Source organism: Fortiea sp. LEGE XX443 (genome assembly GCF_015206815.1).
In the GTDB taxonomy this organism is placed as follows: Bacteria; Cyanobacteriota; Cyanobacteriia; order Cyanobacteriales; family Nostocaceae; genus Nostoc_B.
In genome coordinates this window covers 58365-73491 of sequence record NZ_JADEXZ010000002.1, presented here as the reverse complement: position 1 = coordinate 73491, position 15127 = coordinate 58365, and the positions used below count along the sequence as shown (strand labels likewise).

Annotated in this window: 17 protein-coding genes, 1 tRNA gene and 1 other annotated feature; of the genes, 8 read left to right on the top strand and 10 right to left on the bottom strand. The window is 42.3% G+C overall.

What is annotated here, in order from left to right:
- Positions 1–18: 18 nt before the first annotated feature.
- Positions 19–183: a sequence feature (ribosomal protein L10 leader region), on the bottom strand.
- Positions 184–249: 66 nt separating this feature from the next.
- The 6 genes from rplA to rplS form a co-directional block, all read right to left on the bottom strand.
- Complete coding sequence (rplA, locus tag IQ259_RS01390; RefSeq protein ID WP_193879721.1) at positions 250–966, bottom strand: 50S ribosomal protein L1; 717 nt, start codon at positions 964–966, stop codon at positions 250–252.
- A gap of 85 nt (positions 967–1051) precedes the next feature.
- On the bottom strand, positions 1052–1477 hold the full coding sequence (rplK, locus tag IQ259_RS01385) for a 50S ribosomal protein L11 (RefSeq protein WP_015114848.1): 426 nt from the start codon (positions 1475–1477) through the stop codon (positions 1052–1054).
- Between the two features lie 6 nt (positions 1478–1483).
- Positions 1484–2116: a transcription termination/antitermination protein NusG gene (gene nusG / locus IQ259_RS01380; RefSeq protein ID WP_193879718.1), complete on the bottom strand. Its 633-nt coding sequence runs from the start codon at positions 2114–2116 to the stop codon at positions 1484–1486.
- Positions 2116–2337 carry a preprotein translocase subunit SecE gene (gene secE, locus IQ259_RS01375; protein ID WP_193879715.1) on the bottom strand — a complete coding sequence of 74 codons (222 nt, stop codon included), beginning with the start codon at positions 2335–2337 and terminating at the stop codon, positions 2116–2118. The genes nusG and secE overlap by 1 nt, the downstream gene beginning before the upstream one ends.
- Positions 2338–2529: 192 nt before the next feature.
- Positions 2530–2602 (bottom strand) — tRNA-Trp (locus tag IQ259_RS01370).
- Positions 2603–2752: 150 nt separating this feature from the next.
- Positions 2753–3115, bottom strand: coding sequence for a 50S ribosomal protein L19 (gene rplS / locus IQ259_RS01365; protein WP_193879711.1), 363 nt, complete (start codon positions 3113–3115; stop codon positions 2753–2755).
- 152 nt (positions 3116–3267) lie between these two features.
- Here rplS and IQ259_RS01360 point away from each other — a divergent pair, with 152 nt between their 5' ends.
- Together IQ259_RS01360 and IQ259_RS01355 are read left to right on the top strand one after the other, a co-directional pair.
- Positions 3268–4212, top strand: coding sequence for a glycosyltransferase family 2 protein (locus tag IQ259_RS01360; protein ID WP_193879708.1), 945 nt, complete (start codon positions 3268–3270; stop codon positions 4210–4212).
- A 164-nt stretch (positions 4213–4376) separates the two neighbouring features.
- Entirely contained in the window at positions 4377–5279 is a 903-nt protein-coding gene (locus IQ259_RS01355; RefSeq protein ID WP_193879706.1) for an ABC transporter ATP-binding protein, read from the top strand.
- Positions 5280–5281: 2 nt separating this feature from the next.
- Here IQ259_RS01355 and IQ259_RS01350 read toward each other — a convergent pair whose 3' ends face one another.
- The gene (locus tag IQ259_RS01350) at positions 5282–5962 is read right to left on the bottom strand and encodes a tetratricopeptide repeat protein (protein ID WP_193879704.1); all 681 of its coding nucleotides are present in this window, start codon (positions 5960–5962) and stop codon (positions 5282–5284) included.
- A gap of 626 nt (positions 5963–6588) precedes the next feature.
- Between IQ259_RS01350 and IQ259_RS01345 the strand changes: the two genes are divergently transcribed.
- Both IQ259_RS01345 and IQ259_RS01340 read left to right on the top strand, forming a co-directional pair.
- Positions 6589–6915 (top strand): YbjQ family protein, encoded by a 327-nt coding sequence (locus tag IQ259_RS01345; protein ID WP_193879702.1) that lies wholly within the window; start codon positions 6589–6591, stop codon positions 6913–6915.
- Between the two features lie 470 nt (positions 6916–7385).
- Positions 7386–8021 carry a hypothetical protein gene (locus IQ259_RS01340; RefSeq protein ID WP_193879700.1) on the top strand — a complete coding sequence of 212 codons (636 nt, stop codon included), beginning with the start codon at positions 7386–7388 and terminating at the stop codon, positions 8019–8021.
- 115 nt (positions 8022–8136) lie between these two features.
- On the opposite strand, the gene IQ259_RS01335 is transcribed toward IQ259_RS01340, so the two are convergent.
- The 3 genes from IQ259_RS01335 to sufR form a co-directional block, all read right to left on the bottom strand.
- On the bottom strand, positions 8137–8442 hold the full coding sequence (locus IQ259_RS01335) for a YciI family protein (protein ID WP_193879698.1): 306 nt from the start codon (positions 8440–8442) through the stop codon (positions 8137–8139).
- A gap of 51 nt (positions 8443–8493) precedes the next feature.
- Positions 8494–8754 carry a hypothetical protein gene (locus tag IQ259_RS01330; RefSeq protein WP_193879696.1) on the bottom strand — a complete coding sequence of 87 codons (261 nt, stop codon included), beginning with the start codon at positions 8752–8754 and terminating at the stop codon, positions 8494–8496.
- Positions 8755–8919: 165 nt separating this feature from the next.
- Entirely contained in the window at positions 8920–9618 is a 699-nt protein-coding gene (sufR, locus tag IQ259_RS01325) for an iron-sulfur cluster biosynthesis transcriptional regulator SufR (RefSeq protein WP_193879694.1), read from the bottom strand.
- Positions 9619–9843: 225 nt separating this feature from the next.
- Between sufR and sufB the strand changes: the two genes are divergently transcribed.
- The 4 genes from sufB (at position 9844) to IQ259_RS01305 (ending at position 14860) form a co-directional block, all read left to right on the top strand.
- Positions 9844–11283 (top strand): Fe-S cluster assembly protein SufB, encoded by a 1440-nt coding sequence (gene sufB / locus IQ259_RS01320; protein ID WP_193879693.1) that lies wholly within the window; start codon positions 9844–9846, stop codon positions 11281–11283.
- 56 nt (positions 11284–11339) lie between these two features.
- Positions 11340–12131 (top strand): Fe-S cluster assembly ATPase SufC, encoded by a 792-nt coding sequence (gene sufC, locus IQ259_RS01315; protein ID WP_193879690.1) that lies wholly within the window; start codon positions 11340–11342, stop codon positions 12129–12131.
- Positions 12131–13492, top strand: coding sequence for a Fe-S cluster assembly protein SufD (gene sufD / locus IQ259_RS01310; protein WP_193879687.1), 1362 nt, complete (start codon positions 12131–12133; stop codon positions 13490–13492). Before sufC ends, sufD begins: the two co-directional genes overlap by 1 nt.
- Before the next feature lie 105 nt (positions 13493–13597).
- A complete protein-coding gene (locus IQ259_RS01305) occupies positions 13598–14860 on the top strand; it encodes a cysteine desulfurase (protein WP_193879684.1) in 1263 nt (420 codons plus the stop codon).
- Positions 14861–15127: the final 267 nt, after the last annotated feature.

The following is a 15127-nucleotide window of genomic DNA, read 5'->3' as shown; positions in this document are numbered from 1 at the left end:
TGGTATTAGTTTTGACCAAGCAAAAACAACAAACCCCGGCTATTTCAACCGGGGTTCCGCAGCAACACTCTTGAAGCTGTAGCTGTACACCTTGTAGGCGGTACTTCAGGCAGTTAGAGTTTTACCTCGGCAGGATATTAAGCTATTTGCACCTGCTGTCTCCGGCTTGGATTATTTAGTTTTAAGGAAGGAGTGGTGAGTGAGGAAATTTTTACTTTCTACCCCCTATTCTCTACTTCCTATTTCTTCTTAAGCAGCTTCGTTCAGTTTTAAATCCCGTAAAGCGGTGATATCAACTTTAATCGAAGGCCCCATAGTAGCAGATACATAGAAGGTTCGCCAATAGCGACCTTTTGCGCCTGAAGGACGGTTACGGTCGATTGTTTCTTGCAACGCCTTTAAGTTTACTAACAAATCTTCAGGCGAGAAAGCTGCCTTGCCAAACATAACATGGACAATGCCAGTACGGTCAGCCCGGAATTCTAGTTTACCAGCTTTGAATTCTGCGATCGCACCTGCAATATCAAATGTTACCGTACCGCCTTTGGGCGATGGCATCAAACCACGAGGCCCTAGTAATTTACCTAGTTTAGCTACCTGTGGCATCACATCCGGTGTGGCAATCAGTTTGTCAAAGTCCATCATGCCTTTTTGAATTTGGTCAATCAGTTCTTCGGAACCAACGATATCAGCACCAGCATTACTTGCTTCTGTTACTTTTTCGCCTCTAGCGATTACTGCCACCCGCACAATTTGTCCTGTACCTTTGGGTAGCGCTACCGTTGTCCGCAATTGTTGGTCTGTATATTTCGGGTCAATTCCCAACCGGATATGTGCTTCAGCGGCTTCGGAGAATTTAGCTGTTGCCGTTTCTTTGAGTAGGCTGAGAGCGTCTAGGGGTGTATATTCCCTATCTTCTACTTTTGCTTGCAGTTCTCGCAAGCGACGTGATAATTTCTTTCCCATTTTCTCTCCTGGGGTTAGTAACGAAGCTTGGCTTCTCCCCCAAATAAGTTTTTAAGTGCGGAGTCTAATAATCGTTGACTTTTGACTATTCAGTAATGGTTACACCCATGTTTCTGGCGGTTCCTGCCACAATGTTCATTGCTGCGTCTATGTCGTTAGCATTCAGGTCAGGTAGTTTGGTTTGGGCAATTTCTCGCAATTGCGCCTGAGTAATTGAACCAACTTTCTTCTTGTTAGGTTCGTTGGAACCTCTTTCAATTTTCGCAGCTTTGCGAATTAATACTGATGCTGGTGGGGTTTTAAGTACAAATGTAAAACTCCGGTCTTCATAAACCGAAATTTCTACAGGGATAACCATACCAGCTTGGTCTGCTGTTTTGGCGTTGTACTCTTTGCAGAACATCATGATGTTAACGCCATGTTGACCCAATGCTGGGCCTACTGGCGGTGCTGGGTTGGCTTTTCCAGCGTTCAGGGCCAGTTTAATGACCGCTACGACTTTTTTCGCCATCTGTATTTAGCTCTGTTTCTCTACCTGATTAAATTCCAATTCAACTGGCGTATCTCGGCCAAAGATTGAGAGCAAGGCTTTAAGTTTACTCCGTTCTGGACTGACTTCAATCACCTCACCTTCAAAGTCCTTAAATGGGCCAGAAAGCACAATTATCTTATCACCAGTGGCCATGTCAATTTTGACAACTGGCTCTTGTTCAGTGGCTTGTTTAAATATGCGCTCTACTTCTGAATAACTCAGAGGTACTGGTTTGACGTGGCCACGACCTTTGGCAGAGCCACGTTTTTGTTCTGCTCCCACAAAGTTAATCACATGAGAGGTATTACGCACTACCTGCCATGTATCATCACTCAGAACCATTCGCACCAATACATAACCAGGAAAAACCTTTTCCTCTGTGTGCTGACGGCTGCCATCTTTGCGGATTTTTACCGCTGGCGTGTGTGGAATTTCCACTTGAATTATTTTGTCTGCAACGTCAAATGTTTGGATGCGTTGTTCCAGATTTGTCTTGACGCGCTTTTCGCAGCCTGAGGCTACTTGTACTGCATACCACCGCGCTTCTTTGAGCGCTGCTTCTGCCGTTTCCTCTGACTGCAAATTTGAGTTAAGTGGGTCGTCTGTTGCAAAAGTCATCAGAACACCTGTTTTGCTGCCCAAGCAAACAATCCATCCACCAAATAAATCAGAGATGCGGAGAGTGTCACCATTAACAGCACGGCTGCTGATTCGCTCACTAGCTGTCTTCGACTTGGCCAAACTACTTTCTCAAGTTCTTCTTTTGTCCCTTGAATGAAGTTTTGCAAGTTTAACCCGCTAGCGTTTTCTGGCATTTCAGCTTCATTTTTTTTAGCCACTGTCGTTTATCCCCCCGTTTCTTGTACCGCTGTATCCTGCTAATTTTTATCTCACTTTACAGCTTTGATCCATCCTGTCGACTTGCAGCAAAAAATCTCTAAAAATGAAAAAACTATACCCGAAATCATAAGCACTAGCTACTTTGTTGAGTAGAAGTGCTATTGTTTCGGGTTTTATTTTTTGCCTGCGAGCGCGCCCTGGAGGACTTGAACCCCCGACATCAGGTTTTGGAGACCTGCGTTCTACCAACTGAACTAAGAGCGCACAGGTTGGTTTGGATTCGGTGGTTGCGCTGAACTTTGATTTAGTTTAACGCAATTGCGATTTTTATTGTACATGATTTTGGTTGAGGGAACAACTCAGCGGCAAAAGCCGCTTGTTATTTGAGATTTCTCCCATACCCTAATCCAAAAACTACAAAGGACGGTCGAAGCGTTGCTTGATCCGGGTAGCTTTACCGACGCGATCGCGGAGATAGTACAGTTTAGCACGACGTACTTTACCGCGACGGATGATTTTGATGTTGTCGATGCGAGGCGAATGCAATAAAAACACTCGTTCTACACCTACACCTTGAAACACGCGACGAACTGTAATAGTTTCGTTAATACCGCCGTTGCGTTTGGCAATCACAACGCCTTCGTAGGGTTGTACGCGGTATTTTTCGCCTTCTTTGATTTTAACGCCGACTTTCACTGTATCGCCCACATAAATGTCGGGCAGATTCGATTTTAGTTGTTCCGCTTCAATGGAACGGATGATCTCTTGAGCATTCATAGCCTGTCTGCTTTAAAATCCACAATCATTTATAATAAATCGATAATCTGCTTTCAGTCTAGTGATCTATTGAGATTTAGAATTTTTCACCGATCCGAATATCTGAAAATGAAAGCTATATTGCATGAAGCTTTGCCATAGTTGTGAGTTTTATGAAATTTAGCGTCGTTATTACTACTTATAACCGCTTAAGCTTACTACGCCGAGCCATTGATTCGGCTGTCAACCAGACAATTCCTTGCGAAGTGATTGTAGCTGATGATTGTTCTGCTGATGACACGCAAGCCTACGTAGAAAGCTTAGGTAATAAAGTAGTTTACCATCGTAATGAGGTAAATCAAGGTCATGCAGCTACTGTAAATGCGGGAATCCAAAAAGCCAGTGGTGACTGGATTAAGTTTTTGGATGATGATGACTATCTTGCAGCCAATTGTATCGAAGAGATGGCAAAGGCGATCGCACTTTGTCCTCATGCAGTGATTTGCTCTTGTATTGCGGCTCAGGTAGATAAACATGAAGTAGAACTCAGTCGCACCCCCCAAATTGGGACTGGTTTAGCTTTTTACGTTCCCCAAGCAGATATTCACTACGGGATGCTTTTGGAATTACTGCCTTTTGGTACACCTGTGCAAGTCGCTTGTAGTCGTGATGCTTTTTGTAAAACAGGTGGTTGGGATTCTCAATTAGATGCAAATTGTGATGACATAGATTCTTGGTTGCGAATTGCCCAATTTGGGGATGCTGTTTTCCTAAATCAATGCCTAGCTTATCGGACTATTTGGGCAGGGGCTTATAATCAAAAGTTTTCTCTGTCTCGGCGGCTAGACACAAATATCTTAATCAAAGAAAAAATCTACAATTTGATTGATGGCAAACATCACTCTTATGTCCCAGATATTGAGGTTATCAAAAATTATCTGAAACTACATTGGACTTTAGTAGCGCTGAAGCAAAGAGACTTCCGCAGTTTGATGTCAATGTCGGATAAATCTTTATTTTCACTTTACGCTTGGTGGCTTTTTCTGAATGTTATCTTTTCACGCCATATTCAGATTTACAACGCTCATATTTGCAAAGTTGTTTTAATTGAAATCTAGATTTAATCTGGTATGTAGTTTGATTGTATAAATATGATCTGATTTATTATTTATGCCAGTGGCGTAAGTCCTGTTCATGTTTGCCAAGACGGCAGCCCATAAACTATCGCTCAAAACAAATAATTGGTAGTCTATGTGATGAACTGAGTATAAGTAAGCTATCTATGACCGCTGCTGTTTTGTTAGAGAATGTATCCAAGTTTTACAGTAATATCCCCGTGGTTAACGATTTATCATTTGCGATCGCACCAGGAGAAATTTTTGCTCTGCTTGGCCCCAATGGTGCAGGTAAATCCACCACAATTCGGATGCTAACTACACTAACAAAACCATCTCAAGGACATATACAGGTCGCTGGGTATGATGTGGTGAACCAAGCAATACAAGCAAAGCAGAGCATTGGTGTTGTATTGCAGCAAACTAGTGTAGACGGTGATTTAAGCGTCTGGGAAAATATGGAACTGCATGGGCGGCTACATCACATAGCCAACCCACAGCGACAACGACTGATTAATCAGTGGTTAGAGTATGTGGAACTAGCAAATAGAAAAGATGATTTGGTAAAAACTTTGTCTGGTGGGATGAAACGACGGTTACAGATAGCCAGGGCTTTGCTACACCGACCGCAAATTTTATTTTTGGATGAACCAACTGTCGGACTAGACCCCCAAACTCGCAGGCGGCTTTGGGAGATGATTCGGGAACTCAATAAGCAAGGGATGACAATATTACTGACAACTCACTACATGGATGAGGTCGAGTATTTGTGTGGAGCCTTTGAAGCTACTCAGCCAGGACGCATCGGTATTATGGATAGTGGTAAACTTATATCTTTAGGAACGCTCCAACAGTTGCGTTCTGCTCACGGCGAAGGTTTGGTGATGAAACAATTGGGTGTCACCGAGGCAGGGAATGACAGCGCCCGACGCTGGGAATATTTATTTTTCCCTTCTCTAGAAGAAGCAAAAATCTATCTGAATCAACAACCTGATAAAACCGGAATGATGGTGCGTTCCTCCAATTTGGAAGATATCTTTGTAGAACTAACTGGACGACAGCTAGATTAATATTAGCTTCCTAAATCTCGCAGCATTGCTTCTACTCTGTCAACCCCATCTGCATTATTCTGTCTTTGGTACAAGCTAAGAGCTTTTTGCAGCAAGGTATTTGCTTGCTTTGTCTGGCGACGCTGTTTAAACATCGAAGCCATAAACTCATATATTTGTCCATTGTTTCGATCTATACCAATAGCTTGTTCGTATGCCCAATTAGCCGCTTCATAATCTCCTAAACGGGCTTGAGTGACTCCCAATCCCAAATAGGCATTAATATTACTGCGGTTTAGCTGAATAGCACGACGATAAGCATCTCTCGAACCTTTAGTGTCTCCCAGGTTACCTTTGATATAACCCACAGCATAAAAAAAATCACTGTTGTTGGGATCAAGACCCAGCGCCCGACGATACGCGACTAGTGCGGCTTGGTAATTTCCCTGTTGGGCGTACAAATAACCCATTCCAGAATGGACTTTAGCATTCTTGGGGTCAAGGGACGCAGCTCTTTGATAGGTAGCGATCGCTCCATCGTAATCGCCAGCATCAACTTGTCTGCGACCTTCTTCAAACAATTCCTTTAATTCGGGGTTTTTTGCTTGCGCGACAAATACCTGAGCCTGAGCGATTGAAGGAATAGCAGCAACACTACATCCTAATAACAGAACACCAACTATAAGTGATATGCGTTTGTACACAGTAAATTTCCTGAATTTTTAGTGGACTTTTTTCTTGTACATTAAAACAAAAATCTGCATTTTTGAAAACTGTATTTATTCTGGTTTACAAAATATTAATATTTTGTAAACTGAAAGGCTATAGATGACACAAAGTTACTAGAGTTTCCACTGAATAATCAACTCACAAATATTAAATCTTCAGTATACGCCACATTTCAACCTGAGGGTTATCAGTAGCATACTTAGAGGTTGTTTTAAAAGTGATTTGCTGTAATTTTCATCACATTTTTACCCCCTTTAATCACGCCACTTGCGTGGGTGGGTTTCCCGACTTGAGCAAAGTGGAGTGAGGGTTAGGGTGGGGTAAACAAATATTTGATACACTACTACAGACTTTTCAAACATCCTCTTAAGTCTTTTTGATCAGTATTTCTGATTTATGCTGATTACTATTTAATATCACATCACTTTAACTATTCTGGAATAAACATAACATTTTGCATAATATTAACATCGAGAAATCTTCAGCTTCTGTATCAAATTTCTCTCTTTTATTGCAAGCACAAAGTATTATTTTAAGTATGACTCCATTCACAATAATCTCAAGCGTAATTTTCTAACCTGTTCACCTGTGAGGTTAATTTATGATTTTAACTACAACCGATGTGATTCAAGGTGCAGTGATTGATTCATATTTAGGTATTGTAACTGCGGAAGTTGTCTATGGTAGCAATTTTTTACGAGATTTTTTTGCTGGCATTCGAGATGTTATTGGCGGACGCACCGGTAGCTATGAACGTTTATTTGAAGAAGGCCAAAGAAAAGCATTAACAGAATTAGAACAACGCGCACAGCGTTTAGGCGCAAACGCCGTCATCGGTATTGAAATCGATACGGGTACAATCAATGTTGACCAGTCTGGAGTTTTGATGCTGATTACTGCTACGGGAACAGCGGTAAAAATGCGTTAATATTTTCTTTTCATAACTGTGTTCTCAGTATTTTGGTAATGACTAACAGGTGACAAATACTGCATAATTACCTATTAGCCATTACTCATATTTCATCTATATTTCTGTCTCTTAAATAGAGGATAAATTAGACATAATTTTTAGTAAATTAACACCTAAAAAGCAAAAGTTTAAAAAAATAAATCATACATAAACAAAATTAACAATCATAATAATTAAATTTATTCTTACTTGCGATAGATAAAATAACTCTCACTGTTGATAGATATTAGAGTACATAACTAGCCATTTAAATTTAAACGTAAGGTAAAATTTCACGAGTTAGAACATCAGAAACAGAATAGTGAAGGAATACAGTAATGACGCAAAAACCCTGATAAATTCTGAGTTCTAACCACTGAATACTGACAGCGTAAGCATGAATATAACTGAGAAAAAGTTTACAGAATTAACAAGGGAGAAAATAAACTATGTCATACGTAAATCGTGTCGGTGATGATATTGCTCCGGAGCCAACGGTAACAACTAGATTGGCTGAGTATCATGATCGTGTTCGTTGGGGCCCAATCATTTCCGGTGTGCTAGTTGCCTTAGCAACTCAATTAATATTGAGTTCCTTTTTTGCTGCAATTGGTGCAGGTAGAGTTGCCGATTCATTGGCTCCCAGAAGCATTGCTCCTGGTGTTGCTAGTAATGTCAGCGTTTGGTCAACAATTGCTTTGCTGCTTTCCTTGTTTGTTGGCGGCTGGATTACTAGCCGCGCTTGTGGGCCGATGAACCGCAACACAGCACTTCTCAACGGTGCAATTCTGTGGGCTACGACTTTAGCACTTAGCTCTTGGTTTTTGGCTAGTGGGGTATGGGGTGCTTTTGGCATTGCTGCATCTAACGCAGGAGAAGTTATCAACCAAGCACAACAGCCTGGCGGCGCAGCCATACCCCAAAATATACCTAATGTAACTGCCGAACAAGCCCGCGAAATTGCAGCAGCAACTTCTAGAACTTTGTGGTGGTTTGTCTTTGGTTCTTTGTTGAGTTTAGCGGCTGCTCTTATAGGTGCTGTGGTAGGAGTTCGTAGCCCTCGGACAAATGGCTATCATTCCTGAAATATGTCTTGAACAACTCAATCATAAATTTGAAAAGCACCCTAAAAAAGGTGCTTTTTTTGACGAAAGTTAGTGTTTATGCTGTTTTATTAATCTTTTTGAGAAGGTTTATGGACTACATATAACGATCGCGCCCAATATGCACTTCCCACTCTACAACCCTAGCAGAGTCAGCTAACATCCCATCTCGCGCACGTGGGCTACTGTTGACAATAGCTTGAGCCTCTTCAATATTTTCTGCCTGAATCACCCAAAGTCCCGTTCCATCATGGGGAAAAAACGGGCCGCAGCACAGTAGTGTTCCTTTCTCTTGTTGCTCACGAAACCAAGCCAATTGATTTTGGTCATGTTCTGGGTGAACCTTTTTGTAGTCGTAGTACTTTGGAACTGTGGCAACGACAACAGCAAAAAGTTTAGACATAATGTTTGTGCAAACTGACTTTGAGAGGATGTTCAGATTATGAATTTTCAGCTACCACTTCAAAAAAGAAGCTTCAATTCCCTGTTCATGCCTAATCTTACTATCTTCTTCAAACCAATTAATGATTTGTTGTGTTGTCAATTGTTCAAGGGTGACATTGTACTCTTGAGCTATATGCTTCAAGAGTTTATGTGACGAAATAGTCAATCTTGTTAAGAATTTTTCTGAAGAAGTCAGTAAAGCAGCATCAACTTTTGCTGATTCTTCTAAGGTTAAAAACTGTGTTGATGGCTGCTGTGATGGTAAATCCATAGAAAGTGTGAAGTGTGAAGTATGAAGTATGAAATTATCCTAGCCATCAATACTAGGGCTTACGCAACGACTCTCTGAAACTCTCATTCCTCCGTGTACTCTGCGCCTCTGTGGTAGCCTGCGGCAAGCCGCTTGCGCGTCTACGATAAATTAAGCCTTTTGAAATTAATTTCGCTCTTGCTTGCGAGCTTGAACTAAATAGCCACAGCGATGTTCACCGTTGATAATCCAGTGAGTGCGTTCTACGGTACAGTCTGGTAGTACAGCTGCAAACATTTCCAATTCATGGCCGCAAATACTAGGGAAAGATTCGGCAACGTTGGAAATCGCGCAGTGATGTTCTACTAAGATAAAGCGATCGCCTAATATCTTCGCAGAATTCTCCTCATCTGCTTCTACAGAATGATATTCTGCCATGAATCCTTCCGCTTTTCGCAACTCGACTAAATTTTCCACCCGTTGTTTTAAGGAACCGTTACCCACGCGATCGCGGTATTCTTGGGCTTTGCGTTCCCATTGTTTTTGTAATATCGATTTCACTTTGTCGTGACCGACAGTTTCTGCCAAGGTATCCAGCAGAGAAACTGCAAATTCGCCATAACTATCACCAAAGCGATCGCTCCGATGCAGGCGATCGCGCCCCTGACGACTCAGTTGATAAATGTGCTGCGGTCGCCCCATTCCCGCCTGTGCAGTTGAGGAATAGAAAATTAATTCTTCCGCCTCCAAATCCTTGAGATGACGACGAATCGCTTGGGGGCTGACATTTAAAATTTCAGAAAGCTCAAAAGCCGTTGCTTGTGAGTGTTTCAGCAGATATTCAAGGATCTCTTGCTTCGTTGAGGACTGGTGGGTAGTCGCCATCTTAGTCCTAAAATTTTTTTTGAAAATTTGACTTTAACAACATTGTTGTTGTTAATTTAGCGTAAAATGAAGATACATTAAACAACATAATTGTTGTTTTATTCTCCATCCCCATTCTAACAGCCGTGTGAACTACTCGGTAGCAAGAGGCCGGCATCGGCAAGAAACCAGCCCGTCTCCATCCTTAGAAGAGATCCTATTTCGGAACACGAGAGACTAATAACGATGAGTGCCACTGTCAAATCCCTAGTCAACCAACCTTATAAGTACGGCTTCGTCACCGATATCGAAGCTGACACAATCCCGCGTGGACTAAGTGAAGACGTGATCCGCCTGATTTCCGCAAAAAAGAATGAGCCGGAATTCATGCTGGAGTTTCGTTTGAGAGCCTATCGCCAGTGGCAAAAAATGACGGAACCAACTTGGCCTAGTGTCAAATATCCGCCAATAGACTATCAGAATATCATCTATTACTCTGCGCCGAAGCAAAAGAAAGAAAAACTCAACAGCTTAGACGAAGTAGATCCGACACTCCTTGAAACCTTTGAGAAGCTTGGTATTTCACTTTCTGAACAAAAGCGACTGGCAAATGTCGCGGTGGATGCGATTTTTGATAGCGTTTCTGTCGCTACTACCTTCAAAGAAAAACTCGCTGAAGACGGCGTGATATTCTGTTCCATTTCCGAAGCGTTGCGGGAACACCCAGAATTAATCAAAAAATATCTGGGTAGCGTTGTTCCTATTGCTGACAACTACTTTGCTGCTTTGAACGCTGCTGTTTTTAGCGATGGTTCCTTTGTCTACATTCCCAAAGGCGTGAAATGCCCAATGGAACTGTCTACCTACTTCCGCATCAACTCTGGCGATACGGGACAATTTGAACGAACTTTGATTGTCGCTGAAGAAGGTAGTTATGTTTCCTACCTAGAAGGTTGTACTGCGCCGATGTACGACAGCAACCAACTCCACGCCGCGGTTGTGGAACTTGTGGCGTTAGATAATGCCGAAATTAAATACTCCACCGTTCAGAACTGGTACGCAGGCGATGCTAACGGTAAAGGCGGTATTTATAATTTCGTTACCAAGCGCGGTTTGTGCCAAGGTGTAAATTCCAAAATTTCCTGGACTCAAGTAGAAACTGGTTCAGCAATTACTTGGAAGTATCCTAGCTGCGTGTTGGTGGGTGATAACTCTGTGGGTGAATTCTACTCGGTGGCGTTGACAAATCACATGCAGCAAGCCGACACCGGGACAAAGATGATTCATATCGGCAAAAATACTCGCAGCACAATTATTTCTAAAGGAATCTCCGCAGGTAATTCTAGTAACAGCTACCGGGGTTTAGTGAAAGTCAACCCGAAGGCTGAAGGCGCTAGAAATTATTCTCAGTGCGACTCTATGTTAATTGGGGATAATGCTCACGCCAATACTTTCCCTTATATTCAAGTCCAAAATAATGCTGCAAAAGTTGAACATGAAGCTTCAACTTCCAAAATTGGGGAAGATCAGCTATTCTTCTTTGCTCAACGCGGCATTTCTTCAGAAGATGCCATTTCAATGATGATTAGCGGCTTCTGCAAGGATGTGTTTAATCAGCTACCAATGGAATTTGCGGTGGAGGCTGATAAGTTGTTGAGTCTGAAATTGGAAGGTAGCGTGGGTTAGGATAACGAACCGCAAAGGGCGCAAAGTACGCAAAGAAGAGAGAGAAGAGAGAGAACATGATTATTGAAAATAGTGCAGTTGTGCTGTCGGTGAGAGATTTGACGGCTGAAGTTGGTGGTACGCCGATTTTGAAGGGTGTGAATTTGGAGGTTCGCGCTGGCGAGATTCATGCGATTATGGGGCCGAATGGTTCTGGTAAGAGTACTTTTTCTAAGGTGCTGTCAGGACATCCGGCGTATACGGTGACTGGTGGTGAGGTGATTTTCCAAGGACAAAATTTGCTGGAAATGGAGCCAGAAGAACGGGCTAGAAGTGGTGTGTTTTTGGCGTTTCAGTATCCGTTAGAAATTCCGGGTGTGAGTAATTTGGATTTCTTGCGGGTGGCTTACAATTCTCGTCGCAAGGCGCAGGGTTTGGAAGAAGTCGATGCGTTTGATTTTGATGATTTGATTGAGGAAAAGCTGGAAGTTGTAAAGATGGATGCAGCTTTCCTCAGTCGAAGCGTGAATGAAGGGTTTTCTGGTGGTGAGAAAAAGCGGAATGAAATTCTGCAAATGGCTCTTTTAGAGCCGAAGTTGGCAATCCTGGATGAGACGGATTCTGGTTTGGATATTGATGCGCTGAAAATTGTCGCAAATGGGGTTAATCAACTTACCAATCCTGAAAATGCGACGATTATGATTACTCACTACCAACGGTTACTGAATTATATTGTGCCTGATTTTGTGCATGTGATGGCACGAGGACAAATTCTCACAAGTGGCGGTAAGGAACTGGCGCTGGAATTGGAGTCTCGTGGTTATGACTGGATTTTAGAAGAAACTGCGGCTGTTGAGGTGGGTGTGTAATGTCTATTCAAGTTTCTCCTAGTGCTGTTCCTAACTCGAATGCAGCCAGTTTGGTGTCTTCTTTTTTGGATAGGGATGCTTATCTAACTGAGTTGTTAAATCAAGTAACGTTATCTCAAGACGATGGGTTAGAGGAATTACGCCAACAAGCTGCAAATTGGGTACGTCACTCGGCTATTCCCACCACTCGTGAGGAAGAATGGCGATTTACTGATTTGTCAGAGCTACGGCGGGTGGAATTCCAGAAAGCACAGCCATTTAATAATGTAGAGGCGTTCAATGTAATGTCTCTAGATAATCGGTTGGTATTTGTGAATGGTGTTTATGCGCCAGAGTTATCTGCTGCAAACTTACTAGATGGTATTGTAGTTGGTAATTTAACTGCTTTACCTTTAGCTGAACGCGATCGCCTCAACAAATATCTGGCTCAATCTGAGGGAGCTTTGGAAGTATTTACGGCGCTAAATACGGCTGGGTTGACTGATGCAGCAGTTGTATGGGTGGAGAAAAATGTTGTAGTTGAGACTCCTATTCATCTGCTGTTTATTTCGGTTACTGGTGAGGTGGCGACGATTTCGCAGCCGCGTTGTTTGGTGGTGGCGGAAACTGGTTCGCAGGTGACTTTGGTGGAGGAATATACGAACCACGGAGACGCAGAGAGCGCAGAGGGTAAGAGTTATTTTACTAATGCGGTGACGGAGGTTTGGGTTGGTGAGAATGCTGCGGTAAATCATACTAGGGTTGAGCGAGAGGGCGCAGGGGCGTTTTATATTGGGAAGACTGCGGTTAACCAAGCTCGTTATAGTCGCTATACCTGTAATGCTTTTAGTTTAGGTGCAAAGCTATCGCGGCACAATTTAGAGATTTTGCAAACTGGTGAGCAAACTGAAACTACACTCAACGGTTTGACGATGATAGCAGGAAAGCAGGTAGCGGATACCCATAGCGCGATCGCTTTGAATCATCCTTATGGTAAATGTGAACAATTGCACAAATGTATTGTTGGCGATCGCGCTCATGCAGTATTCAATGGTAAAGTTTTTGTACCTAAACCAGCACAGTTAACTGATGCAGCGCAGTTAAATCGCAATTTATTGCTATCGTCAAAGGCGCGAGTTGATACCAAACCCCAATTAGAAATTACCGCCGATAACGTGAAATGCGCTCACGGTGCAACTGTGAGTCAGTTAGAAGATGATGAAATCTTCTATTTGCAAAGCCGAGGAATTGATGAAAACGCAGCACGTAATTTATTAATTAACGCCTTCGCATCTGAAATCATCAACAAAGTTCCAGTTTCTTCCCTTAGAGACATATTGCTAAACACAATCACTAGCTTTAAGTCCCTAACAAATGACTAAATAAATAGTAATTCTTAATTTTTTAATTACGAATTACGAACTTGTACTGAGCGTAGCCGTTGGCGCAGCCTCTCGTAGAGAAGTATTACGAATTACGAATTACCAATGACTTTCACAGCTACCAAAACCCTTGCCGATCAAGTCCGCGCTGACTTCCCAATCTTACATCAGGAAGTCAACGGTAAACCCTTAGTTTATCTCGATAATGCGGCGACATCGCAAAAACCGTTGCTCGTCTTAAATGCTCTGCGGAATTATTATGAGCAGTACAATTCTAACGTCCATCGTGGCGCTCATACCCTCAGTGCAAAAGCTACTGATGCTTATGAAGCAGCACGAGACAAAGTTGCTAAATTTATCAATGCTGCATCTCGCCAAGAAATCGTATACACTCGCAACGCCAGCGAAGCAATTAACTTAGTTGCCTACAGTTGGGGTATGAATAATTTACAGCCAGGCGACGAAATTATTTTGTCGGTGATGGAACACCACAGTAATATTGTTCCTTGGCAATTTGTGGCGCAAAAAACGGGAGCAGTTCTCAAATTTGTTGAACTAACTCCAGAACAAACGTTTGATTTGTCACAGTTTAAACAACTGATTTCTGGCAAAACTAAACTGGTGTCAATCGTCCATGTTTCTAACACTTTGGGTTGTATTAATCCAGTGAAAGAAATAGCTGATATTGCTCACAGATACGGTGCGAAATTCTTGGTTGATGCTTGTCAAAGTGTCCCTCACATGCCTGTTGATGTTCAAGAAATTGACTGTGATTGGTTGGTGGCTTCTGGACACAAAATGTGTGCGCCAACCGGGATAGGCTTTTTATATGGCAAGTTGGAATTATTAGAAGCAATGCCACCATTTTTTGGTGGTGGTGAAATGATTGCCGAGGTGTATTTAGATCATTCTACTTATGCCGAATTACCCCATAAATTTGAAGCCGGGACACCTGCCATTGGGGAAGCGATCGCTCTCGGTGCTGCGATCGACTATCTATCAAGTCTTGGTATGGATAAAATTCATGCCTACGAAGCCGAATTAACCGCTTATTTGTTCCAAGAGTTGGCGAAAATTCCTCAAATTCGGATTTATGGCCCCAAACCTGATGCGAATGGAGAAGGGAGAGCCGCGTTAGCTGCATTCACATCTGGGGATGTCCACGCCAACGATTTATCTACATTATTAGATCAAGAAGGCGTTGCCGTTCGTTCTGGACACCACTGTACTCAACCATTACACCGCTATTTAAATTTGCCAGCAACCGCACGGGTAAGTCTATCTTTCTACAATACCCGTGCGGAAATTGATGTTTTTATCAAAGCGCTGAAGGAAACCCTTGATTTCTTTGCTGGTATCTTTGGTTAAACTTAGCAAATATTTCCAGAATAATTGTGTCAACTGTCAGACTCACACACACCTGATAATTGGCACAATTTGTTTATATGAATCATTTACCGGAGTCGCCCAAATGGCAGAACTTGAATCCCTTAAATATCAGCCATCTTAATATATATTTGTCTGTTGGAGAGAATTTTGCGTATTTAATAGTATGAAAAATTACTTGTTATTTAGTTTTCTCTCTAGGGGAGAAAACTTTTTGGTTTACTGATATTTTTGGGTGACGGATAAGAT

Bases quoted from the DNA above. Each gene is read 5' to 3' on its own strand.
- IQ259_RS01340 (WP_193879700.1), top strand. From the start codon at position 7,386: ATGTCATACGTAAATCGTGTCGGTGATGATATTGCTCCGGAGCCAACG.
- rplK (WP_015114848.1), bottom strand. From the start codon at position 1,477: ATGGCGAAAAAAGTCGTAGCGGTCATTAAACTGGCCCTGAACGCTGGA.
- IQ259_RS01360 (WP_193879708.1), top strand. From the start codon at position 3,268: ATGAAATTTAGCGTCGTTATTACTACTTATAACCGCTTAAGCTTACTA.
- IQ259_RS01355 (WP_193879706.1), top strand. From the start codon at position 4,377: ATGACCGCTGCTGTTTTGTTAGAGAATGTATCCAAGTTTTACAGTAAT.
- IQ259_RS01305 (WP_193879684.1), top strand. From the start codon at position 13,598: ATGACTTTCACAGCTACCAAAACCCTTGCCGATCAAGTCCGCGCTGAC.
- sufD (WP_193879687.1), top strand. From the start codon at position 12,131: ATGTCTATTCAAGTTTCTCCTAGTGCTGTTCCTAACTCGAATGCAGCC.
- rplS (WP_193879711.1), bottom strand. From the start codon at position 3,115: ATGAATGCTCAAGAGATCATCCGTTCCATTGAAGCGGAACAACTAAAA.
- nusG (WP_193879718.1), bottom strand. From the start codon at position 2,116: ATGACTTTTGCAACAGACGACCCACTTAACTCAAATTTGCAGTCAGAG.
- sufC (WP_193879690.1), top strand. From the start codon at position 11,340: ATGATTATTGAAAATAGTGCAGTTGTGCTGTCGGTGAGAGATTTGACG.
- IQ259_RS01335 (WP_193879698.1), bottom strand. From the start codon at position 8,442: ATGTCTAAACTTTTTGCTGTTGTCGTTGCCACAGTTCCAAAGTACTAC.
- sufB (WP_193879693.1), top strand. From the start codon at position 9,844: ATGAGTGCCACTGTCAAATCCCTAGTCAACCAACCTTATAAGTACGGC.
- sufR (WP_193879694.1), bottom strand. From the start codon at position 9,618: ATGGCGACTACCCACCAGTCCTCAACGAAGCAAGAGATCCTTGAATAT.
- IQ259_RS01330 (WP_193879696.1), bottom strand. From the start codon at position 8,754: ATGGATTTACCATCACAGCAGCCATCAACACAGTTTTTAACCTTAGAA.
- IQ259_RS01345 (WP_193879702.1), top strand. From the start codon at position 6,589: ATGATTTTAACTACAACCGATGTGATTCAAGGTGCAGTGATTGATTCA.
- rplA (WP_193879721.1), bottom strand. From the start codon at position 966: ATGGGAAAGAAATTATCACGTCGCTTGCGAGAACTGCAAGCAAAAGTA.